This window comes from Streptomyces sp. NPDC020731 (genome assembly GCF_044334705.1).
GTDB lineage: Bacteria > Actinomycetota > Actinomycetes > Streptomycetales > Streptomycetaceae > Streptomyces.
This window is the reverse complement of the sequence record NZ_JBIRTN010000002.1, coordinates 65,282-90,351: the sequence shown is the minus strand read 5'-3', so window position 1 is coordinate 90,351 and position 25,070 is coordinate 65,282. Positions and strand designations below refer to the sequence as shown.

General features: G+C 69.2%; 28 protein-coding genes. 5 read left to right on the top strand and 23 right to left on the bottom strand.

Features of this window, described 5'->3' with window-relative positions; all coding sequences use genetic code 11:
- Positions 1-601: 601 nt before the first annotated feature.
- From ACH4VX_RS03120 to ACH4VX_RS03090, 7 genes are all read right to left on the bottom strand, one after another.
- Entirely contained in the window at positions 602-1,903 is a 1,302-nt protein-coding gene (locus ACH4VX_RS03120; RefSeq protein WP_398365560.1) for a hypothetical protein, read from the bottom strand.
- Complete coding sequence (locus tag ACH4VX_RS03115; protein ID WP_398365558.1) at positions 1,900-2,220, bottom strand: hypothetical protein; 321 nt, start codon at positions 2,218-2,220, stop codon at positions 1,900-1,902. The genes ACH4VX_RS03120 and ACH4VX_RS03115 overlap by 4 nt, the downstream gene beginning before the upstream one ends.
- 435 nt (positions 2,221-2,655) lie before the next feature.
- Complete coding sequence (locus tag ACH4VX_RS03110) at positions 2,656-3,687, bottom strand: hypothetical protein (RefSeq protein WP_398365556.1); 1,032 nt, start codon at positions 3,685-3,687, stop codon at positions 2,656-2,658.
- Positions 3,675-4,334 carry a hypothetical protein gene (locus tag ACH4VX_RS03105; RefSeq protein WP_398365554.1) on the bottom strand — a complete coding sequence of 220 codons (660 nt, stop codon included), beginning with the start codon at positions 4,332-4,334 and terminating at the stop codon, positions 3,675-3,677. The genes ACH4VX_RS03110 and ACH4VX_RS03105 overlap by 13 nt, the downstream gene beginning before the upstream one ends.
- An 84-nt stretch (positions 4,335-4,418) precedes the next feature.
- On the bottom strand, positions 4,419-4,940 hold the full coding sequence (locus ACH4VX_RS03100) for a hypothetical protein (protein ID WP_398365552.1): 522 nt from the start codon (positions 4,938-4,940) through the stop codon (positions 4,419-4,421).
- Positions 4,937-5,644 (bottom strand): Imm52 family immunity protein, encoded by a 708-nt coding sequence (locus ACH4VX_RS03095; protein ID WP_398365550.1) that lies wholly within the window; start codon positions 5,642-5,644, stop codon positions 4,937-4,939. The genes ACH4VX_RS03100 and ACH4VX_RS03095 overlap by 4 nt, the downstream gene beginning before the upstream one ends.
- An 86-nt stretch (positions 5,645-5,730) precedes the next feature.
- A complete protein-coding gene (locus ACH4VX_RS03090) occupies positions 5,731-7,914 on the bottom strand; it encodes a Tox-REase-5 domain-containing protein (RefSeq protein ID WP_398365548.1) in 2,184 nt (727 codons plus the stop codon).
- Between the two features lie 421 nt (positions 7,915-8,335).
- Here ACH4VX_RS03090 and ACH4VX_RS03085 point away from each other — a divergent pair, with 421 nt between their 5' ends.
- Positions 8,336-9,016, top strand: a complete 681-nt coding sequence (locus tag ACH4VX_RS03085) for a DUF4232 domain-containing protein (protein ID WP_398365546.1) — start codon at positions 8,336-8,338, stop codon at positions 9,014-9,016.
- Between the two features lie 93 nt (positions 9,017-9,109).
- Positions 9,110-10,633, top strand: coding sequence for a discoidin domain-containing protein (locus ACH4VX_RS03080; protein ID WP_398365544.1), 1,524 nt, complete (start codon positions 9,110-9,112; stop codon positions 10,631-10,633).
- Between the two features lie 91 nt (positions 10,634-10,724).
- Here ACH4VX_RS03080 and ACH4VX_RS03075 read toward each other — a convergent pair whose 3' ends face one another.
- The gene (locus tag ACH4VX_RS03075; RefSeq protein WP_398365542.1) at positions 10,725-11,036 is read right to left on the bottom strand and encodes a hypothetical protein; all 312 of its coding nucleotides are present in this window, start codon (positions 11,034-11,036) and stop codon (positions 10,725-10,727) included.
- Positions 11,037-11,227: 191 nt separating this feature from the next.
- On the opposite strand from ACH4VX_RS03075, the gene ACH4VX_RS03070 reads away from it, so the two are divergent.
- Positions 11,228-11,593: a DUF192 domain-containing protein gene (locus ACH4VX_RS03070; RefSeq protein ID WP_398365541.1), complete on the top strand. Its 366-nt coding sequence runs from the start codon at positions 11,228-11,230 to the stop codon at positions 11,591-11,593.
- Here ACH4VX_RS03070 and ACH4VX_RS03065 read toward each other — a convergent pair.
- On the bottom strand, positions 11,590-12,093 hold the full coding sequence (locus tag ACH4VX_RS03065) for an ATP-binding protein (RefSeq protein WP_398365539.1): 504 nt from the start codon (positions 12,091-12,093) through the stop codon (positions 11,590-11,592). The two genes, ACH4VX_RS03070 and ACH4VX_RS03065, sit on opposite strands and share 4 nt — an antisense overlap.
- Before the next feature lie 269 nt (positions 12,094-12,362).
- Here ACH4VX_RS03065 and ACH4VX_RS03060 point away from each other — a divergent pair, with 269 nt between their 5' ends.
- The gene (locus ACH4VX_RS03060; protein WP_398365537.1) at positions 12,363-13,214 is read left to right on the top strand and encodes a helix-turn-helix domain-containing protein; all 852 of its coding nucleotides are present in this window, start codon (positions 12,363-12,365) and stop codon (positions 13,212-13,214) included.
- Positions 13,215-13,223: 9 nt separating this feature from the next.
- Complete coding sequence (locus ACH4VX_RS03055; RefSeq protein WP_398365535.1) at positions 13,224-13,415, top strand: hypothetical protein; 192 nt, start codon at positions 13,224-13,226, stop codon at positions 13,413-13,415.
- Between the two features lie 5 nt (positions 13,416-13,420).
- On the opposite strand, the gene ACH4VX_RS03050 is transcribed toward ACH4VX_RS03055, so the two are convergent.
- The 14 genes from ACH4VX_RS03050 to ACH4VX_RS02985 all read right to left on the bottom strand — a co-directional run bounded on the left by ACH4VX_RS03050 (position 13,421) and on the right by ACH4VX_RS02985 (position 25,003).
- Complete coding sequence (locus tag ACH4VX_RS03050) at positions 13,421-14,068, bottom strand: OmpA family protein (RefSeq protein ID WP_398365534.1); 648 nt, start codon at positions 14,066-14,068, stop codon at positions 13,421-13,423.
- Positions 14,069-14,076: 8 nt separating this feature from the next.
- On the bottom strand, positions 14,077-14,655 hold the full coding sequence (locus tag ACH4VX_RS03045) for a hypothetical protein (protein WP_398365532.1): 579 nt from the start codon (positions 14,653-14,655) through the stop codon (positions 14,077-14,079).
- A 34-nt stretch (positions 14,656-14,689) separates the two neighbouring features.
- Complete coding sequence (locus tag ACH4VX_RS03040; protein ID WP_398365530.1) at positions 14,690-15,292, bottom strand: pilus assembly protein TadG-related protein; 603 nt, start codon at positions 15,290-15,292, stop codon at positions 14,690-14,692.
- Positions 15,289-15,522 carry a hypothetical protein gene (locus ACH4VX_RS03035; protein WP_398365529.1) on the bottom strand — a complete coding sequence of 78 codons (234 nt, stop codon included), beginning with the start codon at positions 15,520-15,522 and terminating at the stop codon, positions 15,289-15,291. Before ACH4VX_RS03035 ends, ACH4VX_RS03040 begins: the two co-directional genes overlap by 4 nt.
- 160 nt (positions 15,523-15,682) lie before the next feature.
- Positions 15,683-16,546, bottom strand: a complete 864-nt coding sequence (locus ACH4VX_RS03030; protein ID WP_398365527.1) for a response regulator — start codon at positions 16,544-16,546, stop codon at positions 15,683-15,685.
- Positions 16,543-18,108 carry a histidine kinase gene (locus tag ACH4VX_RS03025; protein WP_398365525.1) on the bottom strand — a complete coding sequence of 522 codons (1,566 nt, stop codon included), beginning with the start codon at positions 18,106-18,108 and terminating at the stop codon, positions 16,543-16,545. The genes ACH4VX_RS03030 and ACH4VX_RS03025 overlap by 4 nt, the downstream gene beginning before the upstream one ends.
- Before the next feature lie 18 nt (positions 18,109-18,126).
- Positions 18,127-19,014, bottom strand: a complete 888-nt coding sequence (locus ACH4VX_RS03020) for a DUF5936 domain-containing protein (RefSeq protein WP_398365523.1) — start codon at positions 19,012-19,014, stop codon at positions 18,127-18,129.
- A 21-nt stretch (positions 19,015-19,035) separates the two neighbouring features.
- Entirely contained in the window at positions 19,036-19,980 is a 945-nt protein-coding gene (locus tag ACH4VX_RS03015) for a type II secretion system F family protein (protein WP_398365522.1), read from the bottom strand.
- 11 nt (positions 19,981-19,991) lie between these two features.
- A complete protein-coding gene (locus tag ACH4VX_RS03010; protein ID WP_398365520.1) occupies positions 19,992-21,329 on the bottom strand; it encodes a CpaF family protein in 1,338 nt (445 codons plus the stop codon).
- A 14-nt stretch (positions 21,330-21,343) separates the two neighbouring features.
- Positions 21,344-21,718: a TadE/TadG family type IV pilus assembly protein gene (locus tag ACH4VX_RS03005; protein WP_398365518.1), complete on the bottom strand. Its 375-nt coding sequence runs from the start codon at positions 21,716-21,718 to the stop codon at positions 21,344-21,346.
- A 1-nt stretch (position 21,719) separates the two neighbouring features.
- Positions 21,720-22,130 (bottom strand): pilus assembly protein, encoded by a 411-nt coding sequence (locus tag ACH4VX_RS03000; RefSeq protein WP_398365516.1) that lies wholly within the window; start codon positions 22,128-22,130, stop codon positions 21,720-21,722.
- Complete coding sequence (locus ACH4VX_RS02995) at positions 22,127-23,386, bottom strand: CpaE family protein (protein WP_398365514.1); 1,260 nt, start codon at positions 23,384-23,386, stop codon at positions 22,127-22,129. Before ACH4VX_RS02995 ends, ACH4VX_RS03000 begins: the two co-directional genes overlap by 4 nt.
- A gap of 9 nt (positions 23,387-23,395) precedes the next feature.
- Positions 23,396-24,103, bottom strand: a complete 708-nt coding sequence (cpaB, locus tag ACH4VX_RS02990) for a Flp pilus assembly protein CpaB (protein ID WP_398365512.1) — start codon at positions 24,101-24,103, stop codon at positions 23,396-23,398.
- A 66-nt stretch (positions 24,104-24,169) separates the two neighbouring features.
- Complete coding sequence (locus ACH4VX_RS02985) at positions 24,170-25,003, bottom strand: hypothetical protein (protein WP_398365929.1); 834 nt, start codon at positions 25,001-25,003, stop codon at positions 24,170-24,172.
- Positions 25,004-25,070: the final 67 nt, after the last annotated feature.

Genomic DNA, 25,070 nt, shown 5'->3' with positions numbered 1-25,070 from the left:
ATGCACGACCATTCGCTGCTCGAGCACATGCAGCCGCCGAGGCGTGTTGCCACTGCGGCTGGGTACAGCGATGAGTCCAATAAAGCGGGGATCACCGGCAAACCAAAGCGTCTCGATTTCAGCCTTCAGCGTCGGTTTGGCGCGGGGAGCCATCCTGCGGTGCCACCACTCCGTACGGTAATGCCGCGAGAAGACAAGAGGTAGGCGGTGCTGAGGGCGAGCAGGATTGGACATCTCGAACCATCCATGATGCCTACTCGACACCTCAGCATGATCCGTTAATCCGTGTGGAATATCCCGAAGAACTCGCCACGGATACGTCCGCATGATACGTCGCATGCAAAGAGCCGGACGGAAATAGCGCAACTGCACTACCGCTCGATAGAAGCAGTAGCAGAGCGGAAGCATGAAGAGAAGAGCAAATTTCGAAGAAAGGTGAACAACCAGGACGTAGAGCAGACCGAACCATGAAGCAAGCCACCACAGTAAACCGGCAACACACCTCAGTGCGTGCCCTGACCAGGACAGGCGAGTAAGCGGATGGTCCCACGCCACTCGGCAACGTTCAGGATTCACGCACCATCTCTCCCTTTACTCAATGTCAGAAGGCATGACGGACGACATCGAAAATTCCGGCGTTGTCCAAAATTAGCCTTACCCCGTCGACACCTGCCACAGTGCCATCCTTAACTCCATCGCCCTCCGCATCCACGATCTTGTTGTAGATCCCAAAACCAGCAGTACCGACGCCAGCCAATCCCGAGGTAGCAGCCACCGCCTTGGCCGCTGCGTCAGGACTACTGAGACTTCTCACTGCCCGCGCAACCAAGGGGTTGTCCAGTCGAGCAATGGACTGCATGTTGTCCATGGATTTGGCACCCAAAAGCGCTGCCTTTTGTGCGAGCGTAAGCGTTTCTCCACTGGCACGAATAGAATTCATAGCCCCCTTGGCTCCTGCGGCAACCGCCCCTAGGCCGGGAATCACACCGGCAGCGTCTGCCCCTACTGACACCAAATTGCTCCAGAAGTCCGCATCGAGCTCACCTTTGGTGAAGCCGTCCTTCAAAGACTCCAAGGTCTCGGGATTCGCAATAAGCCTCAGACCGAGCGCCGTCACACTCAGCCCGGACGCCACGAGCATCAGCGCGGCCACCATCGGCAAGCCGAGCGGACCCGCAAAGAGGATCGCCACGACTCCTGCAACACCAGCCAAGAAGCTCAGGACGTCCGGCAGGTTGTCGGTCAGCCAGTCGAGGGCCTCGTCGAACCAGCCTGGTTCGTGAGGGGCCAGTTTCTTCGTCGCGTCGCGGATTCTGCTCGCACGGTGCTTGGCCTGCCGCTCATGTTCCTCAGCCAGTTGCTTCGCCTTGCGAATGACCTTGTCGAGCTCGGCCTGCGCCTCCTCGACAACCGTGTTCCCACGCTCCTCCCCCGCCTTGTCCGCACGCCTCTCGGCCCGGCCGACCGCAGCACGCGCCTCCTCCGCCTCGCCCTCCAGCCGTTTCGCACGCCGCTGAAACTCATCCAGCTCGCTCTCCCAACGGCTCAGCTGCCCGGCCGCCTTGCGAAGGGAATGCGCCGCGTTCTTCAGGTTCAACGGCAGCGGCCCGCCGTCGAGCTGCTCGCGGAAGGCGACGGCGGCGTCGCCCTTCCAGTAGCTGCCGTCCAGCAGCTTGGTCACCAAGCCGTGCGCGTCCCGCAGGACCTCCGCACACCCGCTCAGCTTCTTGTGCAGCCGACGGACGGCCTCCGTGTCACCCGGCACCGGATTGAACCCCAGATGCGGATACTCCGGATTGGGGATACGCGGCGCCGACTTGAGTCCTTGAGGTAGACCGAGATCGGCCCGCGACTGCGGATCAAGGACCGCGCCGGACTGATCGGTCTCCGGAGCGAAAGTCACTTCCCAGCGCCTCCGCCCTTGCCTTCGCGGGCCCGCTTGAGCGCTTCCTCCAGAGCCTTGTCGACCTCGAGGTAGCTGTCCCGGCTCTTGCCGATGATCTCGGCCAGGTCCTCCGTCTGCTTGCCGATCTCCTCGGCCCCGTACTTCCAGTCCTCCTGGAAGTCCTCACAGGCACTGTCGAGATCATCGGTACCGAGCCCGGTGACGGTCGCGTCCGCGAGCGCCTTGCGTACACCTCTGAGCGAACTCGACGACTTGCGCAAGGACTTCATGAACCGCCCGAGCTCGCCCCCGTCAACCGCCAACCGCTCCGCCATACGCCCGTCCCCTCCACCCGCACGACATCACCGATGGAATGAACGACACGAACCACAATCCGTGACGACCCGGAGCCGGCGAACGCGCTCTGCCGGGTACGTCGTACACCTGAAGCCGTACTGGTGTGCCGGGAGGAAGCCGAAGATCAGCTCATACGGTCGGACTCAGGGCCGGCACTTGTCGCTGCCCCGTGCACCGGATCCTGTTCCGCAATGGCCGTGTCCACAGCCCTGATCCGCTGCTCGGCAGCGTCAAGTACCGAATCCGTCACCGACTCGCTCGAGGAGACCGACTTCTCACCATCCGTGTCCACGCCCCCCTTCCACTGTCCCTGGCGGTGCTGTCGCCGTCGCTTCCGCAGGCGGACAGCGTGAACGCCGCGAGCAGGGTGGGGCGACGGTTCGCAGTTGGCTCCCGTAGGGCGAAGCCTGGGGTCAGCGGTTGATGGCCTGGATTTCCTGGACCTCGACGTCCTGCGTCGCTCCGAACTCGCCGTCGGGAAGGTCACCGCCCGCGCCGCCGGTGCCGGTCCAGTGGATCTCCCACGTGACTGTCGCCTGGAGCGGGAACGTACCGTCGCCCGAGGAGCGCAGGTATTTCACCCCGCACGGAGGCGTCTCGTCCACCTTGCCCTTCTCGTACGGCTCACCGATCCGGCCGTCGTCGATCTCGCAGACGCCCGAGGCCGGATAGACCTCCGCGTCCGGCGTGCCCGGCTTGATCTCCAGCGAGACCGGCTCCGCCGTGGCCGTCGCCTCGAGTCCGATCGCCTCGACGGACGCGGTGACCGAGACCGGCTTGAACTCGGCACCGTCCAGCCACGCCCACGTCGGAAGGTTCACCTTGGTGGCCTCCGCGGGGGCCAGCGTCACCTCGGTACCCGGGACCCGGATCTCCGCGTAGGCGAGTTCGGCGAGGATTTCGGGGGTGATGGCGTTCTCGATGTTCGCGGGAGGGGCGTCGCCCGTGTCCACCCAGAAGTAGTCCTCGTCGCAGGAGTCCCAGCCCGGCGGGAAGCTCTTGTCGACGTATGAGCCCCACCAATAGCCTTCGCCCGACTTGTCCTTGTTGAAGCCCTTCTTCTCGTCGTCGGCGTTGTACTTCTCCCGCTGTGTGGCGTCCCACTCGTGGCCCGTCGAGCCGGCTTCCCAGATCGGTTCCAGGTACTTCTGCAACTGCTCGGGGGTGTATTTGGGGGCGTACCAGCAGGGGGGTGGACTCCACGAGGTGGACGACGTCAACGCGCCCGCGGAGTCGCCGCTGCCGTTCTTCGAGCGGTCGAAGACGACGCCGCCGACGGTGACGGAGAGGTTGCCTTCGTCGTCGGCGTTGGCGCTCTGTTCCGTGCCGCTGCGGGTACCGTCCTCCCCGCGCCCACCAGCGAACGCCGCAGGTGCTGCAAGGAGGGGAAGACTGACGAGTGCGACAAGAATCGCAACCCTTATCGGCTTTGTTACGGCTGGCATACCTTGCTCCCCCGATCCGACGCGATGTCGGTGGTCCGCCAGACGCCCTCAGCGTTCTTCGCGAGCTTTGTGTTGTAGAGGACGTAGGCATCCGCCGTCGTCGGCGTATTCTTGACCTTTCCGGTTTTCTTGTCCTTGATGAACGACTTGCTCTCGTCTGAGCAATAGGTGATGTAGGCCCCGTCGTCCCCTGAGAGATTCACCTTGTAGTCGAAGTACCGAGTCTCACCGACCCACGTGTGGTTCTTCTTGATGTACCCGAGCACATACGTGATCGAGCCACTCAGAGCCGATTCGGTGTTGTAGAAGCCGAGTGCCTTGGTATCGGTGCTGCCCTCGAAGATTGCCTCATCGACCGAGTTGACGCTCAGCGTACTGTCCGCGAGAGCCGCATCCTTCGCCGCATTGCCCGTCTTCTCGTACTCGAAGACGTTCTTAGCGTCGGAAGGGAATGCGATCTCCGGGCGTCCGCCAGAGTCCGACGCACTCGGGGTGGGCGATGATGACTTCTCACCCCCCGTGTCCGCGCCCGCGATCTTGTCGTTGTCCTTGGTGGTGGTGTCGTCGTCGCTTCCGCATGCGGACAGCGTCAGGGCCGCGGTGGCGGTCAGCGCGAGCGCTGCGAGCAGGGTGGGGCGGCGGTTCACGGTCGGCTCCCGGTGGGGCGAGGCTTGGCTTCAGCGAAGTCAAAGCTATCCGGTGCGTAAGTCGAGGCACCAGAGTGAGTGGGGTCAACTTGCGGGGTCTGGTGGTTCCGTGAGCGGGTGGTCGGTGATGAGGGCTGTCAGGATCAGGGGGGCGTCGCCGTCGGACTGGTTGAGGGAGAGGGCGGTCCAGCGGGTGGGTGGCAGCGGGCCCCAGAGGGTCAGGTCGCCGTAGCAGGCCTTGGTGGAGAGGGTGTGGAAGGGCTCGGGGGATTGTTTGCCCGAACCGCGTTGGAGGAGGAGGGCGCGCGTGGTCAGCGTGCGGTGGGGGCCCCAGTGGGTGTCCAGGTGCGTCGCCAGTTCGGTCAGGTGTGACTCCGCTCTCGCCTCCGCCTCGTTCCATTCGCGGCCGTACACGCCCGTGAGGGGGGCGCTCCGCCAGAGAGGAAAGAGCAGGAAGCCTTCGCCGTGGGTTGATGTCCATTCGCCGGTCAGCGGGTCGCCCTGGTCGGTGGTGGGGCCGGAGGTCGGGAAGGGAGACGACAGGGCGGTCTCGATGGCGGATACGGCGGAGGGCAGGTCGAAGGGGGTGTCTGCGCGGGGCGTCACAGTGTGGGCCTGGTCATGGGGTGGGGGAGCGGGTCCAGTGCGCCTGAGTGCCTGAGGGTTTGGTACGCCTTGACCACTGTTGCCGTGTCTCCGGGGGCAGCGATGGTCAAGAGGGTGCCCCCGGTGGGAAGTTCCTTGCTGTCGGGCAGCGCGTCGGCGGGTGTGCGGGCCGCTCGGCCGGCGGACAGGTAGGCCACCCAGCCGACCGATGGCGTGCCGATCTTGAAGCCCGCTTCCTTCTTGAGCGCGGACGTCACCGCCCGGTCGCTCACGTCTCCGTAGTCCGGGTACCACGACTCGGCCACGGCGGTGAGGAGTTCGGCGTCGGGGAGGTCGTCCGGCGTCTCGTCGGGGGACACGATCGTGGCCACCAGTGACTGGAGGAGGAACTGCGGGGTTCCGCCTGCGAGTGCGGCGATCTCCACCTTCCAGCCGGGGGCCGTGGTGTCGGCGAGCAGCCGGAGTGAGGTGCCGTTCGCCGCCGACCAGTCGTCTGTTGTCTGGGCCGTGTGCAGGGCGGCGAGCAGGGACGGCTCGGTCGGCCGGAGGGTTTCGGCCGGTCCGGAGGCGGGGGCGGTGTGCCATGTCCCCGTCGTCTGCGGCAGCAGCCGGGCGAACCTGTCCAACGTCGTGCTCCATCGTGCGGCGAGTTCCTCCGCCGACTCCTGCCGGGGGCCCCAGAAGCCCCGCACCACGCGTCGCATGTCCTGTTCCCTCTCTGATCTCTGATCTCTCGCCGCTCGCCCGTGTCCGGCTTCACACCCTAGGTCGTGCGCGGTCCGCCGATCCGTCAGTCGAAGGCCTCGGGGCGGCGGTCGCCCGCGATCGGTTCGGGGGTCGTGTGGACGACCTCGATGTCCAGGCCCGCGTCCTCGAAGGCGTCGCGGGCCGCGTCGGCGACCTCCTCGTTGGAGAAGTGCCACTCGATGTCCTTGCCCCGCGCCGCCGCGACCTGTCTGCGGGCCTCGGTCAGCAGCCGTTCCCGGCCTGACGGGGTGAGTTCCGTGCGGTCGGCGCCCAGGAAGCTGTCGTAGCCGTTCTTGGCCTCCAGGTAGGTCTGGCGGGAGGAGTCCCAGCCGTCGAACTCGACGTCCGGTACGTCCGGGTCGGTGTGCGGGACGACGTACTCGTGTCCGCGTTGGGTGCCGGTGATCTGTTCCTGGTAGCGCAGCCAGGACTCGTTGCGCCAGTTGGGGGTGGGGTTGCGGTCGCGGCTCGCCCAGAAGCCGTCGCCCTTGTCGGCGTCGCCGTACGTGCGGCTGTCCAGGTCGTCGGCCCATTCCGGCGGGTTGTAGCTGCGCGGGTCGCCGGTGTCGTTGCGCTCGGGTTCGGGGTACTGCTTCCTGTTCTCCAGTGCCTGGCGAGCGCGCTCCGGTTCCTCGGCGCGTTTGCGTTCCAGGTAGGCCTGGCGTTCGGCCGCCCGGGCCTCCTCCGCCTGTTCCCGGGCCTCCTCGTCGCAGCCGCCCTCCGCCAGGACGACGTACGGACTGCCGGCCGCCGCGAGTACGGTCGTGTCGGTACCGGGTCCGCCGTGCGGGCCCTCGCCGTACGGGGTCCTGCGGGGCGGTGCGGAGATGGTGCAGCCGGTGCGGCGGGCCGCTTCCTCGGCCTCGTCCGCCGCCTCGTCGGCGCGCCGGGCGGCGTCCTCCAGCGCGTCGAGGTCGCCGGCCTCGGCGGCGCGCCGGGCGTCCTGGGCGGCCTCGGTGGCGTCGTCGACGACCTTGCTCAGCCGGCCGAGGGAGCCGACCTTCTCGGCGATCTTCGCCTCGCCGTAGCCGGGGATGAAGAGGGAGCCGATGTTCCAGATGACGGTGGTGACGGCCCGGGTCCCGTTGCCGCTGTTCCACTGGTCCACGACGTCGTCGCCGATGAACGAGTCGAACAGGACCGTGCCGCCGGTGCCGAGCGAGGCGCCGCCCCAGTCCAGGACCGCGCCGAGGTAGTCGCCGTCGTCCCACATCTCGCGGGCGTCGGCGGTGTCGTCCCACCACGCGCCGCCCAGGGAACTGCCGTAGTCCATCAGGCCGTTCCACGTGTCGACGGGGCTGGTGACGACGTCCCAGATGCCGGTGACGTCGCCCCAGACGCCGTCGACGAACAGGCCTCCGCCCACCTGCCCCAACTGGTCGCCGGCGCAGCCGAAGAAGGCACCGAAGCCGGAGAAGCAGCCCTCGTCGTCCCCGACGCCGTTCTCGGATTCGGATTCGGGTTCGAATCCGGTGGTCGGGTCCTCGTACGGCGGCTCGTCGATCTCGTCCTCGGCGGCCACGGGGTCCACCGGGTTCGTGGGGTTCGTGGGGTCCGCGGCTGAGGGGTCGTCCTCTGTCTCAGAGGGCGCCTCGCGGGAGTCCGTGTCCCCGGTGTCGTCCTCCGCCGAGACCTGGCTGTCGTCACCCCCGCCGGGTCCCGGACATGCCGTACCGGTGACGCGGCAGACCTGGGCCTGGATGCCGGTGAGGATCTGGGTGCCCAGGCCGCTGACGACCAGCGCGGCGATGATCGCCGCGACGACCGCGATCAGGCCCGCGTACTCCACCGCCGTCTGGCCGTCGTCCCTGCGCCACCGGATCATCCGGGGCAGGGAAAAGGGGCGGCGCTCGCGCCGGCCCGGTTCCGCGAGGCGGTACCAGTCGCGGCTCTCCGGGCGGGTCAGGAGGGAGAGGATCAGGAGGGGGAGGAGGAGCTGGGTGAGGCCGCGGGCCGATCCGTCGGCGAGGTTGGATATGGAGCCGAGGATCAGCCATGCCTGTACGCCGATCAGCCCGGCCCGGACGCCGGCTCCGCCCCGCCAGGTGCGGCGGGCCAGCCACCAGCCGAGGGCTCCGGGCGCGGCGGCGTACGCCACATGGGCGAGCAGGGTGCCGTCCACCGCGTCGAACGACGCCGCTGTGAGGAGCAGCCCCAGGCCCCCGAGCACCGTGAGCGCGAACAGTGCGTGCACGAGCAGCAGGGCCTGGGACAGGGGCCGGGGCATGTCCCGCAGCCCTCCCCCGTACCCGGGCGCACCCCGCGCCACCCCCGGCTCCGCTCCTCCCCCGTTCGAGGCCATCCCCGCCCCTCCTCAAGTCTCCGGGTTCGCAACCGTGTTTGGTTCACGGCACGGGCCGAGAGTAGGGAGGGGTGGTTGTCAGGGGATGGGCCCGTGGGCCCAAAACAGCGCCCCACCGGGCCCGGCACTGTCAGTCGGAGCGATCGGGTGGTGAGCGGCAGGCCATCGGTTCGAACTCGGCCGGCATTCGGACGAGTTCGTGGTCATGTCACCCTTCTGTGACAGCGATGTCGTGGAACGACGGCGGCGGGATCCCTTCGGCTCGCAGACCCCTCATAGTGATCAAGCAAGCACCGAGAAGCCGAAACCGCTTCGGCCTCAAACAGCTTATTCTCAAGGGGATTTCATGTCCGGCAACCGTCGCAAGGCCTTCCTCGTCTCCGCAGTCCTCGTGGGCGGCGCCATGCTGATGACCGCCTGTCAGGACACGGACGCGGACACGGACACCGGTGCCGCGAAGGGTTCTTCGTCCGCCGCCTCGACCGGCGGTACGGCCACCCCCTCGTCCGGCTCGTCGACCACGGGCAGCGGTCAGGCCACCGACGAGGGCGGCGACACGACGGGCAAGGGAACCGAGGACGGGGCCGGCTCCGGCGTCGACACCGGTAACGGGGAGCGGGTGGCGGTCGAGCAGACCTGCGGCGCCAACGACATCTCCTGGAGCACCAAGTCCGAGACCCAGGGCGGCGGATACATCCTGATCATGGCGAAGGCGAAGTCGGGGATCACCTGTTACCTGCCCGCCGCGCTGCCGATCGTGGCGTTCGGATCCGACGGCACCCAGGCGGGTCCCGCGGAGCAGTCCGTCGGCGAGCAGGTCAAGCTGAGCGGGAGCACCACCGCCTACGCCGGAGTGAACCCGAAGACCACCAGCGGCGACAGCGGCAAGGAGCTGGACAGCATCATCGTCGCCGTCGGTGACGCCGACCCCGACCCGGTCTCCCTGCCGGTCGACACCATCACCGTCGAGGACCCGATCGTCACCAACTGGCACACCTCCCCGGCGGACGTGGTTCCGTTCGTCTGAACGGCGTTGTCAGTCCGGCCCACTAGGGTCCTGGATCACAGTCACCACCGTGTGACGACGTCTGCTGACGTGCCGTCATGATCTGGAGCACTCATGGGCTTTGATGCCACCTACGCCGACTTCTCCGTCGATCCGACTCGGCTGGCGAACTCCGATGTCAGGCTCCACGGGGCCCGGTTCGCCGGGTCGCACGTGGCGTTGAGTGCGGGCGGGAGCGTGACGCTGGACTTCGAGGTGGAGGACCCGGAGGACGTGCCCCAGGCGACGCTCACCGTCACGGCCCTCGTCTCCAAGCTCGGCTCCGACCTCGGGTACGCGCCGATGGACGTACTGGTCCAGGGTGAGGTGCTGGCCGAGGACCTCACCGTGCCCGGCGGCGGCGACCTTCCGCAGGACAACGTTTTCGCCGTACCCGGGCGGCTGCTGAAGCCCGGTACCAACACCCTGGAGATACGCTCCTCGGCCAAGTCCGGCAGCATGCTCTGGCTGTACCGGATCACCCTGGATCCCGTCTGGGAGCGCGGCCGTTCCGAGCGGGCGCGGGTGGCGGAGGCGGCCCGGGACTCGGTCTTCGCCTACGGTACGGAACTCCGTCCGGCCCATGCCTCCTCCGCCTCCTGGCAGGCGGCCCCGCGGCTGCTCTTCCACATCGACCGGGACGAGCACTCCCTGCCCGCCCAGCTCGGCTGGCGTGATGAGGACGGGGCCGAGGCCGCCATCAGCTTCCAGTCCAACATGTCCGACTTCCACGGCGTGTACCGCTCCGCGGACGGTACGGCGTACGAGTACCGGGGGCGGCTCACCGACCGCCGGCCGTTCTCGGACGACACCCAGAACCTCTCGGCGTCCCCGCTGCACCGCTTCCACACGGAGGAGGGGTGGGGCGGCAGCTGGCACACCTCCCACGAACTGCGGCTGCTGGTCGACGGCGGCGGGGCGCCCGTCGAGCGGGTGACCTGGCGCGACCAGCGGGGCAACTCCGGGGTGGCCGTGCTGCACGCCGCCGTCTCCGAGGTCGAGGTGACCGGTGTCGAGGCGAGCGACGAGTTCGACGAGGGGGGCGAGGGGGCCGACAACCTCCTCGATGACCAGCACAGCAAGTGGCTGACGTTCGAGGAGACCGCCCAGCTCGACTTCACCCTCGCCCGTCCCGCCGCCGTCGCCTCGTACTCCCTGATGTCGGCGAACGACTTCGACGAGCGTGACCCCCGCGACTGGACCCTGTACGGCTCCCACGACGGCCACACGTGGACGCCGCTGGACACGCGCAGCGGTGAGAAGTTCACCGGGCGCCACCAGACGAGGCAGTTCCACCTGCGTTCCAGCACCCGGGCCTACCGTCACTACCGTCTCGACATCATCAACAACGCCGGCGGGAGCGAGGTCCAGCTCGCCCATGTCCGGTTCGCGGAAGCGCCCACCGGGCAGGCGTTCACCGGCTGCTACCAGCGCTACAACGAGGGCCCCATCGGCTACCGAGGCACGCCGGTCGTCGCCCCCTCCTCCGCCGTTCCCGTCGCTCCCCGCGTCGCCTCGGACCTGGAGGCCGCCGTCGCGAGCCTGTCCGAGACGGCCCAGACGCTGGCCGCGCTGGCTGCGCAACTTCGCAGGCACTGACCTTCGCGGGGCCTGCCGGGGATACGTTCAGTGCGGTCGGCCGCACGGACCAGCCACGGCTTCGGGCGGGAGAGTTCTTCCCCGCGCCCCGTCACGAGGCCGCTTCCGTCGGCCGGGAGAGTTCCGGCCCGTCCCCGGGGAACGGGCCCTGGAGCTCGCTCGCCATCTGCGGGTCGGACCACGCCTCGGCCGTGGAACGCCAGGAGGCGAGACTGCGTGCGAACAACAGCAGGAGTCCCGTGTCGGCGCCCGCGATCAGGTCCGCCAGCAGTTCGCGTACACAGGTGTGCCGCTCGTGCTCGGGCAGCCAGTGCAACCACGGCAGCTCTTCGGCCAGGGCCTCCTCGGCCGGCGGCTGGTGCCGGTCGGCCAGGATGGCCAGCGACCGTGCGGCCAGACTCATGCCGCTGAGGGTCGCTTCGAACCGCTCTTCCCGCATCAGTACGAGGTTGTCCTCGTCACGGCGTTCCAGTATGACGTCGGCATTTCGCCGCCCGAGCCGCACAACTTCGCAAGCAGTGATTTCGAGCGGCCTGCGGAGATACGTTCGGTGTGGACGGTTCGTCGATGGGTGGTCCAGGGGGTCGGTCGGGGATGGGACGCTGGCAGGACGGGCGGGGGGAGTTGACCGTACGGGGGGACGGCGAGGGGGTGACGGTGAGTGTTCCCCTGGAGATCGCCGCCTCCTATCGGGCCCGTACCAGAGGGCTGCTGGGGCGGGACTCCCTCGACGGGGTTCTGCTGCTCTCCCCCGCCAACAGCGTGCACACCTTCCGTATGCGCATGCCCATCGACGTCGCCTACCTCGACCGGCGGCTCCGGGTCATCGCCGTACGCACCATGCCGCCGGGGCGGCTCGGTCTGCCCCGGCTCCGGGCACGCCATGTGCTGGAAGCCGAGGCCGGGGCGATGGAGGGGTGGGGGCTGCGGGTCGGGGCCCTGGTGGAGGTGGACCTTTAGGGCGCCGCCGCCTCCGTGTACGTGCGTGCGCCCTCCCTGGGCAGGACCGCCCACATGCGAGTTCCCCCGCCCGGTTCCCTCGCGTCGCCGAAGCCCCAGTCACCGGCGCAGGCCTTCACCACGCAGGCCAGGACGCGGAGCGCGGCTCGGCGGCGGGTGTCGCACGCCGTGGCCAGACGGGGATGCGTGTGGCGGGGGTGCGCGTCGTAGAGGGTCATGCGGAGGGCCTCGTCGCGGTAACGGAGTGAGACGTACAGCTCCGCGGTGGGGGCCAGGCGGTAGGCGCAGGCGGTGAGTTCGCCCAGGGCCTGGACCGCGGCGTCCGCCATGTCCTCCAGGCCGTGGGCCCGCAGGATCGTCCGGGCCGCCGCGCGGGCGATCGCGGGGCTCTGCGGGGCGGCGGGCAGCGTGAAGCTGTAGGAGAGGCTGTCGGGGGTCGGTGGGGTGGGCGGCAGGTCGGCGGGGGCGGCGATCGGGCAGAGGCCGGCGGTTGCGGGCATGGACAACTCCTGACGGCGGCAAGTGGTTTGTGGCTCCGCCCGGTGGCTCGTCTCCCTGGACGCGAACACGCCCCTCCCAGGGCAGGAGAGTGCGGGCAGGCTCGCGCGATGCCGTTCCGGGTCGGCGCAGGCCGTAATCGTCCTGTCGCTGAATGTACGCATACCCCGGGAACATGTGCCACTTCCTCCAAGGAAATTGCCTCCAACGAGTTGGGGCAGGGGCGTCTTTGAGGGCAGACTGGTGCCCGACCAGGGGGAGGAAGGTGCCGATGCCAACACGTGCGACACCCACCGTGCGACAGCGGCGAGTGGGCGCCGAGCTGCGAAAGCTACGCATCGCAGCAGGCCGGAACACGGAGTACGCCGCCGGCCTGCTGGGACTGGACAGGACCAAGGTCTCCAACATGGAGGCGGGTGTCCGCGCCATCTCACCCGAACGCATCCAGATACTCGCCAACAATTACGAATGCAGGGATCAGGCGTACATCGATGCGCTGATCTCCATGGTTGAGTCGCGTAAACGCGGCTGGTGGGAGCACTACAGGGGTCAGCTACCGCAAGGTCTGTTGGACGTCGCCGAGTTGGAATGGTTCGCCACTCGCCTGCGCAGCCTGCAAACCGTGCACATCCCTGGGCTACTGCAGCTGAGTGGGTACGCCCGCGCAGTCTTCGATTCCGCCCTTCCGCCCCTGCCCACGTCTGAGGTCGAGCTACGGGTTGCGCTGCGCACGCAGCGGCAGAAGGTACTGGATCACGACGGCGCGGTCGAGTACGTGGCCTACGTGCACGAATGCGCTCTGCGTATGCAGTTCGGGGGACGACGGAACACGCGGGAGCAGTTGGACCACCTGTGCGAGGTGTCCGAGCGTGACAACGTCGACCTACGTGTCCTCCCAGTCGAAGTCGGTGCGTTCCCCGGGGCAGGGCACGCCGTTCTCTACGCCCACGGCGTGGTTCCTCAGCTCGACACCGTGCAGCTCGACTCCGCGCATGGCGGAGAGTTCACTCATGCCGACGCGCAGCTCGCGAAGTACGGTGCTCACATGGACTGGTGGCACGAGAGGTCACTTGATCCGCAGCGTTCCCGGGACTTCATCCGCTCCATTGCCCGTCAACTCTGAGGAGCCGTCATGGCCGACATCAGCTGGGAAGAGCCCTTCTGCGCAGAAGGCAACAACTGCTTCCGCATAGGCACCGACCTCGACGGCAACGCCTACATCGCCGTCGCCGGGCAGGAGGACACCCCGCTCACCGACAGCAGAGAGGCCCTGCGCGCCCTCATCCTGGAGATCAAGGCGGGCAAGGCCGACCACCTGCTCTAGCCGGCTCAGCTCGCCGTGCGCGGGAACGTGATCTCGACCCTGCGGTTCTTCTTGCGGCCGGCCTCCGTCGAGTTGTCTGCGATCGGGTACTGCTCGCCGTAACCACGCACCTCATAAGTGAGGTTCGCGTCGCTCAGTTCCTGGCCCAGGACGGCCTGTACGGCGTTGGCGCGCTGACGGGACAGGACGTCGCCGTGGGCGGACGAGCCCAGGTTGTCCGTGAAGCCGAAGACGCGGACCTTCGTCGCGTTCTGCGTCTTGATCTCTCCCGCGATCGTGACGATACGGGCCTTCGCCGCCGCGCCGAGCTTCGCGCTGTCCTTGCCGAACAGCACCTCGGCCTGGAGCGCGAACGTCACGTCGGAGTTGGTGTCCTCGCGTCGTTCGTCGCCGCTCTTGTCCTCCACGATCTGCTTGATGTCCAGGACCTTGGGCTCGGTGAGGGTGGCGCCCTCCGGGAGCTTGAGGTCGGGGTCGTTCGGGTCGACTTCGACGGGTGCGGACGCGGACGCCTCGGTTCCCGGCGGAACGCTGGGGCCGTCGTCCGCGTGTGCCACCACTGCGCCGTACAGGTTGGTGGCGACCATGACCGTGGCGGCCGAGAGAACCAGGGCGAGGCGAGGCGGCGCCAGGCGGGTCGGGGTACGAGTCATGGCCGGCCTCACCCGGAGATCTTGATCGTGCCGCTGGCGAACGTCGGCAGCTGCAGGCTCACGTCTGCCGTGTCTGCCGGCGGGGCGGGGAACTGCATGAAAACAGGGAGGACCTGACCTGCGTTGAGGGTGGTGAGACCCGTCGTCGTCAGCGGGCGGCCGTCCGTGTCCCGCAACACGTAGTAGCGTTTCTTTCCCTTCGGGTCCACGAGGGTGGCACCGCCGAGCGACGGACCGTGCTTGACGACCTCGGTCTCGTCACCGCTCATCTGAGGTGGAACGGCCACTGATTCCGCGCCGTCGTTCTTGAGATTGCCGCTCACGGTGACGAAGCCGCCGGAATCCCGTACCGCAGAGGTGATCTGGAGAAGCAGTCCGTCTGTGCCTTTGAGCTCGGCCAGTGGGGTCTCCGCCTGCCCCTCCTGGGCACTCGGCTGCGATCCACTGTCCTTGGAAGCGGATGACGAAGGTTTCGGCTTGTCGTCGTCGCCACCGCCGCCGCAGCCCGCCATGCCGAGAGCCAGGCCGGCCACAGCGGTCAACGCGACCATCCCCCTGCGGGCCCGCGCAGTGATCCGAATGCTCATCTCTCTGCTTCCTTCATCACTCGTCGTTCGCTTGTCAGTCGGCCAGGTGGACTTCGAACAGGTCCTCGGGCTCGGGGAGGAGTTCGATGGGCCCCTTCGGGTCCAGCTCCCATTTCTCGCCCTCGCAGGTGAGCAGCGGCAGTACGTCCTCTCCGGCGTCCTCGGACGGGAGCCGGAAAGTACAGCGGGGTTCGATCACAGCGGTGGCGGACGCGTCGGAGCGGCGATTCTCCGTGCCGGGGACGATGGAGTCTCCGACGGTCCTGTTGGTCTCGACCTCGACCTCGTAGCCGAGGAGGCCCGCCAGGCCGCATCCGACCACCCGGGCGTCGTTCTGCGCGGCAAGCTCGTGCGCCCGCCCGCAGGTGAGACCGATGCCGTCGACATTCCCGTTGAAGATGGCCTGCCACTTCGCCGGATCGAGCAGGTCCTGAACCCACCGGTCCGCGAGTGCGTCCCGAGTCTCCTGTGCCGCCGCGAGTGCCGCCGCGTCGGCAGCGGTCTGCGCGCCGTTCCGATTCGCCGCGGCCTGGCCGACCGCGAAGTACGCGAACGCGAGAAAGAGCAGGCCCCCCACCACCGTGATGTAGATGGGGAAGGCCTGCCCTGCGTCGCCGTACCGGCGGAATCGCCTCAAGGAGCCACCTTGGCGATCTGTGCGTTGATCTTGCCGAGGATCGTCTGCCCGATGCTGGTGCCGGTGATCGCGAGCACGATCAGCACGACCACCGCGATGATGCCCAGGTACTCGACCGCGGTCTGTCCCTTGTCCGCGTTGCGGCGCCGCATGGCCTCGACCGTCGTGTTCTTCCAGCCGTTGACGCGGACCTTGGTCGCGATGGCGGTCTTCATCATCAGGTCGCTCATGGTGTTCCCCTCCGGCTGACGCGGTAGCGGTCTGCTTCGTGGGACCGCTTTCGGCATCTGCAACGTACGGGCGGGCACCCCGTCCGTCAGAGGGCCCCAGGGCCCAATCCCGGGCCCAATCGCAGGCCCAGCTCCTCGTCGCCCTTGCCGTCACCGGAGGTCACCCCACCCCTCGACCCGAGCCCGGTGCCGTGCCGAGCCACTTCGCCGCGGCCTCGGAACGGCTCGTGCTGTGGAGCTTCGCGAAGATGCGGTTGATGTGGTTCTTGACCGTCTTCTCGCTGATGAAGCACGTGGCGGCGATCTGCTGGTTGTTCATGCCGGATGCGATGAGGTCCATGATCTCCGCCTCCCTCGTGCTGAGTTGGTACCTCGACCTGTCGGGAGCGGCCGGGCGGCCGCCTGTCCACCCAGACGACGATCGTGCCATATCCGGTTGCAGTTGCGAAAGGTTTTCCGCAGAAGTAGGCGGGGGTGGGATGTGGGGCAGGCCGAGTCCGTTTGTGGCGCGGTTAGTTGCGCGTGCAGCCCCCAGTCCCTCCGGTAGCGTTCCGGGTGGTCGCGGGTCCTGGCGTAGTTGCGAGAGCAACGCTCCTGCCGCGGTGGGGGTGAAGTGGGGCCTGCCCTCCCTGATGTCGCGGATCGCCGACACCAGCTGGTCCGCCGTGAACTCCCCGTGGACCAGGTAGCCGCCCGCTCCCCTGCGCAGGGCCTCCTGGACGATCTCCGACTCCCTGCTGTACGTCAGCATCACCACAGGAGCGATCCGTACCAGGTACGGGAGTGCCGAGATGCCGTCCACGCCGGGCATGCGGACGTCCAGGAGGACCACGTCGGGACGGTGGGCACGGGTCGCCTCGTAGGCCTCCCGGCCGTCGGCCGCCTCCGCCACCACCGTGATGTCCTCGCGTCCGGTGAGGAGGGCGGTCAGGCCGGCGCGGACCACCGGGTTGTCGTCGGCCACCACCACCCGGAGGAGGGCCGGTGGCGGAACGTTCGCGAAGGGGTTCGGCGGTGTCGTCATGAGGTGGCCTCCGTGGGAGTCGTCACGGCCGCCAGCGGGAGTTCCAGGCGGACTTCGGTGCCTCGGGTGTGCGCGCCCCGGCCTATGCGGATGCGGGCGCCGACCGAGGCCGCCCGCTCGACCATGCCGACGAGGCCGAAGTGACCGGAGCGGCGGAGTTGTTCGAGGTCGGTGCCGGGCGGGAGGCCGGTGCCGTCGTCGTACACGCTGATGCGGAGCAGGTCGCCGTGGACGCCGGCGTGGACGTCGACACGGGTCGGCTGTGCGTGACGGTGGGCGTTCTCCATGGCCTCCGAGGCGATGGTGAGGAGTTGGCGGGCCACGGCGGGTGGGACGGGCGGGACCGCGTGCTCGCCGGTGGGGCGGTAGACCGCGGGTACGCCGGTGCGTCCGGTGAAGTCGCGGGTGCGGGCGGCCAGTTCCACCAGTACGTCCGTGCCCTGGCCCGGGTCCGACTCCCTGCGCAGGTCCGCCAGGAGTTCGCGGGATTCGGCCGCGGCTCTGCGGGCCGAGCGGGCCACCAGTTCCGCCTGTTGTTTCACCAGGGCCGGGTCCATGCGCGGGGCGCCCGCCGTGCCGGCCAGACCGTCTGCCGCCAGGGCCACTCCGTGGAGGGTCTTGGCCACCGAGTCGTGCATCTCGCGGGCCAGGCGGGCCCGCTCGGCGCTGACTGCCTCCGTGACGGCCAGCCGGGCCTGGACCGTGGCCAGGGCCCGGGTTGCCGTGCCCAGCCGGAGCATGAGGTTGCGGAGACTGGAGCCGACCGCGCCCGCGATCACGCAGAGGCCGGGGAGGAGGAGCGTCTCCGCCGGGTCCGTCCGCGGGTTGTCCAGCGCCGCGTGGACCAGGAGGAGGATCAGGCCCTGGAGGGAGGCGAAGACGGCCGCGCCGCGCCAGCCGTAGATCAGGCCCGCGAGGAGGGGGGTGCAGACGCTGACGTAGGCGAGGGTGGTGTCGGGGCCCGCCGAGATGAGGAGCAGGGCTCCGAAGAGGGTGTCCGCCGCGAGGAGGGTGGGGTGGCGGAGGAGGAGGGGGCCGAAGCGTTCCCAGTCCCTGAAGAGGACGTAGGAGGCCATGAAGGTGGCCACTACGGCGATGGCGACGAGGCGGGTGCTCCAGCCGGGGCCTGCGTTGAGGAGGGCGGCCGGGGCGGCCAGGGCGATCATCGCCAGTCTGAAGCCGAATGCCTGCCGGCAGAGGGCCTGGAGGGCGTTGACCTGGATTTGTACGTCTGGTGCCGGTGCCGGTGCGGGTTGTGGGGGGTGCATCCGGCCTTCGGCCGGATGCGGGTTCCCACCCGCACCACCCGTGCAAGTTTCGTTGTCGGGTGCGGGTGGCCCCTGTGGAGGCTCAGCGCCGTCGGCGGCTGCCGCTCCGTGCATCTGTGTATGTCCCGCCGGTTCCCAGCCCGGTGGCAACGCCGGGGTCGCCGACGTCACCGGGATGTCCGGGGCGCCCGTCCTCGCGTGGGGCGGGAGGACCGTGCCCGCCGGTGGGGTGGTGATCTCCGGCAGTCCGGCCGCACGGCGGAACAGCCCCGTGCGTTCCCCGGTCGTCGTCATCGCACCCCGCCCCCTCCCCTACTCGCCCGTGACCGCGCCGAAGTCGATGCCGGAGCCGAGGATCAGGCCGGCGCCGAGGAGGATCATCGTGGCCGGGACCATGAACGTGGTGATCATCATGGTGGCCTTCGGGACCGCGCGGGCCGCCTTGCGGCGGGCGTTCTGCGCGTCCGTACGGCGCATGTCCTTGGCCAGCGACACCAGCGTGTCCACGATCGGCGCACCCAGTTCCTCGCCCTGCTGGAGCGCCGTGACGAACATCGCCACCTGCTCGGACTCATTGCGGCGCCGCAGCTCCGTGAAGGCCTGCCTGCGGCTCATGCCCAGGTCCATCTGACGGAGTGTGATGCGCAGTTCGTCCGCCCACGGCCCCTCGTACTTCGACGACACCCGGTCCAGGGCCTGCCGGAAGCCCAGACCCGCGCTCACCACCACCGCCAGTACGTCCAGGAAGTCCGGCAGGGTCCGCTCGATGACGTCCTTGCGGATGCGGATCGCCGACCAGATGCCGACCTCCGTCCAGAACGCGCCGAAGGCAAGCAGCAGCAGGGCCATGAAGAGCTGGCCCCGCATGAGGAACACCAGGAAGCCCAGCCCGCCGAGCGCCCCGTACACCGCGCGGCGGGCGGCGTAGCGGTCGATGGTGAGGCCCCCGGGGTTGCCCGCCAGGTCGATCTTGCGTCGGTACTTGGCGACCTGCTTGGGGCCCATGACACGCAGCACGGCGGGGGCGTAGCGCATGCCCATGCGGTCGACGAGGGAGTCGACCGCGCCCGTACGGGTGGAGCCGACCTCCAGGGCCAGGGCCAGGTCGGTGGGGAGTTTCGCCTCGGCCCGGTACATGCGGACGCCGGCGAAGACGCCGTAGACGGCGAGGCCCATCAGGAGGGCCAGCAGAAGTGCCATGTCGGTCGGCCTCCTCGCCGTTCAGACGTCGATGCGGGACAGGCGGCGGATGAGGACGAAGCCGATGGCGTACAGCCCGAAGGCGACGATCACCGCGGCCTGGCCCGTCGGGGAGCCGGTCATGCGTTCCAGGGCGCCGTCCTTCACCCCGTTCATCAGGAACAACGAGCCGACGCCCAGGACGGGAACGGCGTACGACGTCATGCTGACCTGGGAGAGCTGCGTACGGACCTCCCGCCGGGTCTCCTTGCGCTCCTCCAGCGTCTCCGTCAGGTTGCGCAGGGCGCTCACCACCTGGCCACCCGCCCTGTTGGACAGCACCAGCGTGGTGACCAGGACGACCAGCTCGCGGGACGGGAGGCGGTCGGCGAGTTCGCCGAGGGCGTCGTCCATCGACGCGCCCACCGCCAACTGGGCGGCGACCTTGGACAGTTCCTCGCCGGCCGGGGCCTCCAGTTCCTCCGCCGCCATGCCGACGGCCGTACGGAGGGCGAGGCCGGCCTGGGTGGCGTTGGCGAGGATGCGGGCCAGTTCCGGGAGTTGGTTGATGAACTTCTCGATGCGTTTCTGCCGCTGCCAGTTGAGGAACTGCAGCGCCACCCCGATGCCGAGCAGGCCGGCGATCGGGCCGAAGAAGGGGGCGAGGGTCGCCTGACCGATGAGCCACAGGCCGGTGACCGTGGCGAGCATGTAGACGAAGAACTCGCCGGGGGTGATGTCCAGACCGGTGGCCGCCAGGCGCAGTTCGAGCTTCTTGCCGGGCCTGGTGCGGCGCAGGCGGCGGTCCAGGGTGGGGAAGTGGCGCCGGCGGCCGACGACGGGGATCTGGCCGGTGGCCGACAGCCGGTCCACCAGCGCCTGCCGCTGTGCCCTGCCGGTGGCGTACGCGTGCACGCCGACGACCGCGAGGACGCAGGTCAGCAGCGCGATGCCGGTGGTCAGCGTGATCAGGTTCTGCAGATCCATGGGGACGGTTCCTACCTGGCTTCTCGGGTGGCGAGCTGGTCGTAGGACTGGGCGATGCCGAACGCCTGGGGGACGGGCTGGCTCGCCATGTAGAGGCGGTCGGCGGTGCGGCGCGGGAGGGGGTACTGCTCGTAGACGCCGTGGACGCGGCCGTCGGCGGTCATCGGCCGGGCGTTGAAGCGGGCGACCGTGGCCAGCCGGTACGGCTCCGATCCGTGGCTCTCCAGGAGGGCGACCTCGGTGATGCGGCGGGCGCCGTCGGCGAAGCGGGTGAGCTGGACGATGACGTCGACGGCGCTGTTGATCTGATCGTGGAGCGCCACGAAGGGGATCTCCACGTCGGACATGGAGGCGAGGGTCTGGAGCCGCATCAGGGCGTCCTCGGCGCTGTTGGCGTGGACCGTGGCGAGGGAGCCGTCGTGGCCCGTCGACATCGCCTGGAGCATGTCCAGGGACTCGCCGCCGCGGACCTCACCGACGACGATGCGGTCGGGGCGCATGCGGAGCGAGTTGCGGACCAGGTCGCGGATGGTGACCTGGCCCTTGCCCTCGACGTTCGGCGGGCGGGACTCCAGGCGGATGACGTGCGGCTGCTGGAGCTGGAGTTCGGCGGAGTCCTCGATGGTGATGATGCGTTCGCCCTCGGGGATCAGGCCGGAGAGGGCGTTCAGGAGAGTGGTCTTGCCGGTGCCCGTCGCCCCGGACACGATGACGTTGAAGCGTGCCTGCACCAGGCCGGCGAGCAGGTACAGCATGTGCTCGTCGAGGGAGCCGAGGCCGATGAGTTCCTGGAGGGTGAAGGAACGGGGGAAGCGCCGGATGGTGAGGGTGGCGCCGGTCAGGGAGAGCGGCGGGATGATGACGTTGACGCGCTCGCCGGAGGGGAGGCGGGCGTCGACCATGGGGTTCGACTCGTCGACGCGGCGGTTGACGGTGGAGACGATGCGCTCGATCGTCTGCATCAGCTGGTCGTTGGAGGCGAAGCGCAGCGGGAGTTGTTCCACGCGGCCGCCGCGCTCCACGAAGATGGCGTCCGGGCCGTTCACCATGATCTCGGTGATGGACGCGTCCTCCAGCAGGGGCTCCAGGATGCCGAGGCCCAGTGCCTCGTCGACGACCCGGCGGATCAGCTGGGAGCGCTCGACGGTCGACAGGACCGGGCCCTCGCGGCTGATGATGTGGCCGAGGACGCGTTCCAGCCGGGCCCGGCGCTCGGCCGCCGCCAGGGAACTCATCTCCGCGAGGTCGATCTCCTCCAGGAGCTTGGCGCGGTAGGAGGCGACCAGGTGGCCGTCCTCGCCCCGTCCGGGCGTCTCCTCGGGGGAGTTGATGCGTGCCCGCAGGCTCATGGGTCGCTTGCTCCTCAGTGGTCTCGCGGCATCGTGGCGGACTTGCGGGCGGGGCCGAAGTCCCAGCCCGGCACGATCGACGGGATGTCGACCGTGGCGGTGACGGTGATCTCGTCACCTCCGGGATAGCCCTCGCAGGAGGTGCCGTCGGCGAGCCAGTCGCTGACGGCGGCCCTGCAGGTGTAGCCGTACGCCTGGTCCAGCGACGCGCTGCGCGCCCCCGCGCGGGCCGCCGTGCCGGCCTGCTGGGCGGTGTAGGCGATCAGGCCGAGCTGTACGGCGGCCATGGCGACGACGAGCAGGATCGGGAGGAAGCCGAGGTATTCGATGGCGACCTGGCCGCGGTCGCGGGGGCGGCGTGCGTTCGGCGTGTACGGCTCGTACGGCATGTCAGTCCGTCTCCTCCTCGACCGCGCCCGCGTGCCCCTTCACGTCGAGGGGGAGGGAGACGGCGCCGGGGAAGAGGAGGGGAACGCTCAGGTTCACGTCGGCGGTGACGAAGCCGCCCGAGGTCGTGCAGTTCACGGTCGCTCCCTCCGCCCACGCTCCCGACAGCTTGTCCCGCCCTGCCGCCTGGCAGGCGCCCTGGCGGGCGCCCGGCGCCGCCGCCGTGCCCGCCCGTACGGCCTCGTCCGCAGCATTCCCCGCGAGCGTGAACGCGTACCCCACCAGCACGAGCTGCCACAGCACCACCAGCGTCACGAGGATCGTGGGGGTCATGCCGAGGAACTCGATGGTCACCTGGCCCCGGTCGCCGTCACGTCCCCGGTCACGGTCGCGCGCGGGTAATGCCGCTTTCATGGTCGTCCCCCTCCGTCCCTGCGCCGCCGGAAGCTCACCGACCCGCGGTCGCCGCGCAGCCGGCCCGTGCGCCGGTCGCCCTCGGCGGCCTTGACCAGGCCGAGTTCGCCGGCCAGGCCCCACAGGGCCTGTTTCACCGTGCTCTTGTTCTCCAGTTCGTGGATGCGGCCGGCGTCCACGACGGCCTGCAGTTCCTTGAAGTGGGCGGGGATCACGGTGGCCGCGACGACGGTGCCGGTGATCTTCCGGATGAGCGGGGGCTGGATCTCCGTGGACCGGGTGTGCCGGTTGACGACCACCGTGGTCTCCTCGGCCTTGCGGATCTGCAGCCGGTCCCACATCCGCACCGCCCGCTTGGCGCCCCGTACGGCGATCACGTCGGGGGTGGTGACCAGCAGGGCCGTGTCGGCCATCTCCACCGCCGCCGCGCCGGCGCCGCCGAGCTGGGCTCCGCAGTCGATGACGACGACCTCGTAGCGGGAGCGCAGGGCGCTGACGATCTGACGGGTGGCGCGGTCGGTGACGTCCTCGCCGCGTTCACCCTCGCCGGGGGCGAGCAGCAGGGCGAGGCCGGTGTCGTGGCGGAAGACGGCGTCGGCGAGGACGCGCGGGGAGATGTCGTTGATGGCGGCGAGGTCGACGACGGAGCGGCGGAACTGGACGTCCAGGTAGGCGGCGACGTCGCCGGTCTGGAGGTCCATGTCGACGAGGGCTGTGGTGCGGCCGGAGGCCTGGGCGGCGAGGGCGAGCTGGACGGCGGTCAGGGTCGCACCGACGCCGCCCTTGGCGCCACTGACGGTGACGACGGTGCCGCCGACACCGGTGAACACGTCGCCGCCCGAACCGAGGTGGCGTCGTACGCCGGCGGACCACTGGGCGACGGCCTGGACGCGGCTGGCGAGTTCCTCGTAGCTGAGCGGGAGGGCGACCAGGCCGCGGGCGCCGTAGTCCATGGCGGCCTGGAAGAGGCCGGGGCTCGCGTCGGAGGTGACGAGGATGACGCCGACGGCCGGGAAGCGCAGGGCGACCTCGCGGATCAGCTCCAGGGCGGGCACGGGACCGATCCGCTCGTGCACGACCACGACCTCGGGCAGTTCGTCGACGGACTCGGCGGCCAGCCGGGCGAGGGTGTCGACGAGCTGGGTGGAGTCGGCCACCGGGGCCACCGGCTCGGCGTCCGGGAGCTGGCTGAGCAGCGTGGTGAGGGACCGGACCGCGTCCGCGTCGCCGATCGCCGGGAGGATCCTCGTGGGCATGCGGGCCTCTCACTTGTCCTTCGCGAGTTCGTACGTCCGCTGCGAGTCCGGGACGGTGCTCTCTGTTCCGGGGGCGACCAGTGCCAGGCGGACCCGCTGGGCGAACGACTCGGCGTAGGTGATGCGCTGGGCGTCGATGGCGGACAGCGCGAAGGTGATCGGGACGGCGTCGGTGGGCTCCCGGCCGCGGTCGTTCTCGCCGGGCTGGAGGGCGGTGAGCTTGCCGACGTCGAGGACCTTGGCGTTGGTCACGATGACCCTGGACTGGTCGGGGTCGCCCTCGCGCTCGCCCTCGAAGGTGGCGTAGACGTTGACCGCCGAGCCCGGTGTGATCTTGCCGGCGACGCCGGTCGCCGCGTCGATCATGATGGCGACCTCCTGCTGTCCCGGCCGCAGGGCGGGCTGGTTCACGATCATGTCGCTCTGCAGCAGGGAGCCCTCCTGCAGATCGGTCACGGCGATCTTGCCCCGGATCTCGTCCAGGTCGGTGACGGCGTTCTTCGACAGCCACCGCTCGGGCATCTCGATCTTCTCGAACTGGCCCGTGCTGAGGGGCGTGTAGGGCGCCACGCTCGTCTTCAGCCGGTACGCGGTGACCTCGGGGCCGACCTTGGACTCCACGTCGCTGATGACGGAGAGCACGCCGGCGAACGCGCCCAGGGCGCACAGGACCGACAGAAGCAGGAGTATCACGCCGCGGCGCTGACGGGAGTTCATGAACCGTGCAACCTCATCGGGGATATCGGTCGAGCGGAATCGGGACTGTGCGGTGGGCGAACGGGGTCAGGTGCGCCGGGTGAGGGCCGGCGTGCCCTCGGGGGCGGGCGGTACGGCCGAACAGAACACGCACCGGTCGCCGATGACGTCGATGCCGCACCAGTGGCAGCTGCCGCGCCGTACGGAGGTGACCAGCTGGTACAGGACGGACAGGTCGGGCAGGTAGGTGCAGAACTCGACGAGTCTGCCGGTCCCCCACCAGCCCGGGGACTCGGCGGGAAGCGGTGTCTCGCGCAGGCCCTGGACCTTCCAGGAGGGGGCCAGGTCGGCGGTGACCCAGTCGGACTGGAGCTGGCCCTTGGCGACGAGCATCCAGGTGCCGAACTCGGGGCCGTCGAGGGATGCCTCGGGGCCGAGACGGACGAGTTGCGGCTGCGGGTGGGCGAGTACCGCGAACTGGCTGCCGGGCATCCAGGACTTGGCGTGCTGCTTCAGGTCGACGGGGACGCGGTCGAGGCGGGCGACGGAGCCGAGCAGGGCCCCGGAGTGGATGTAGTGGATCAGCAGCCGGCCGGCGGAGGCGAGGACGCCGGGGCTGAGGTCGCAGGAGGCGAGCTGCCGTAACTGGCGTACCAGGACGGCCAGTCCGAGGGGCGGCAGGTCGGGGCGGAAGAGGGCTATCCGGTCGCTCTCCAGCAGGGAGCGCAGGGTGTGCAGGCGTCGCTGGACGGCGGTGGGGGCGGCCTGGGAGCAGACCACGATGACGTGCCCGTGGTGCTCGACGATCAGCTGCAGCTCGGTCAGGACCTGTTCGAGCGGCCGGGTGTCGATGTCCCGCAGCACGACGGCGGGCAGGGTTCGTTCGTCCTGGGCCGGCAGCGCCATGTCGGCGCCGGTCACGGCAATGGCAGTTGGCACGCGCGGCTCCCCGTTCTCCCCAGGCCCCTCGGCCCATCGGGTGTCACTC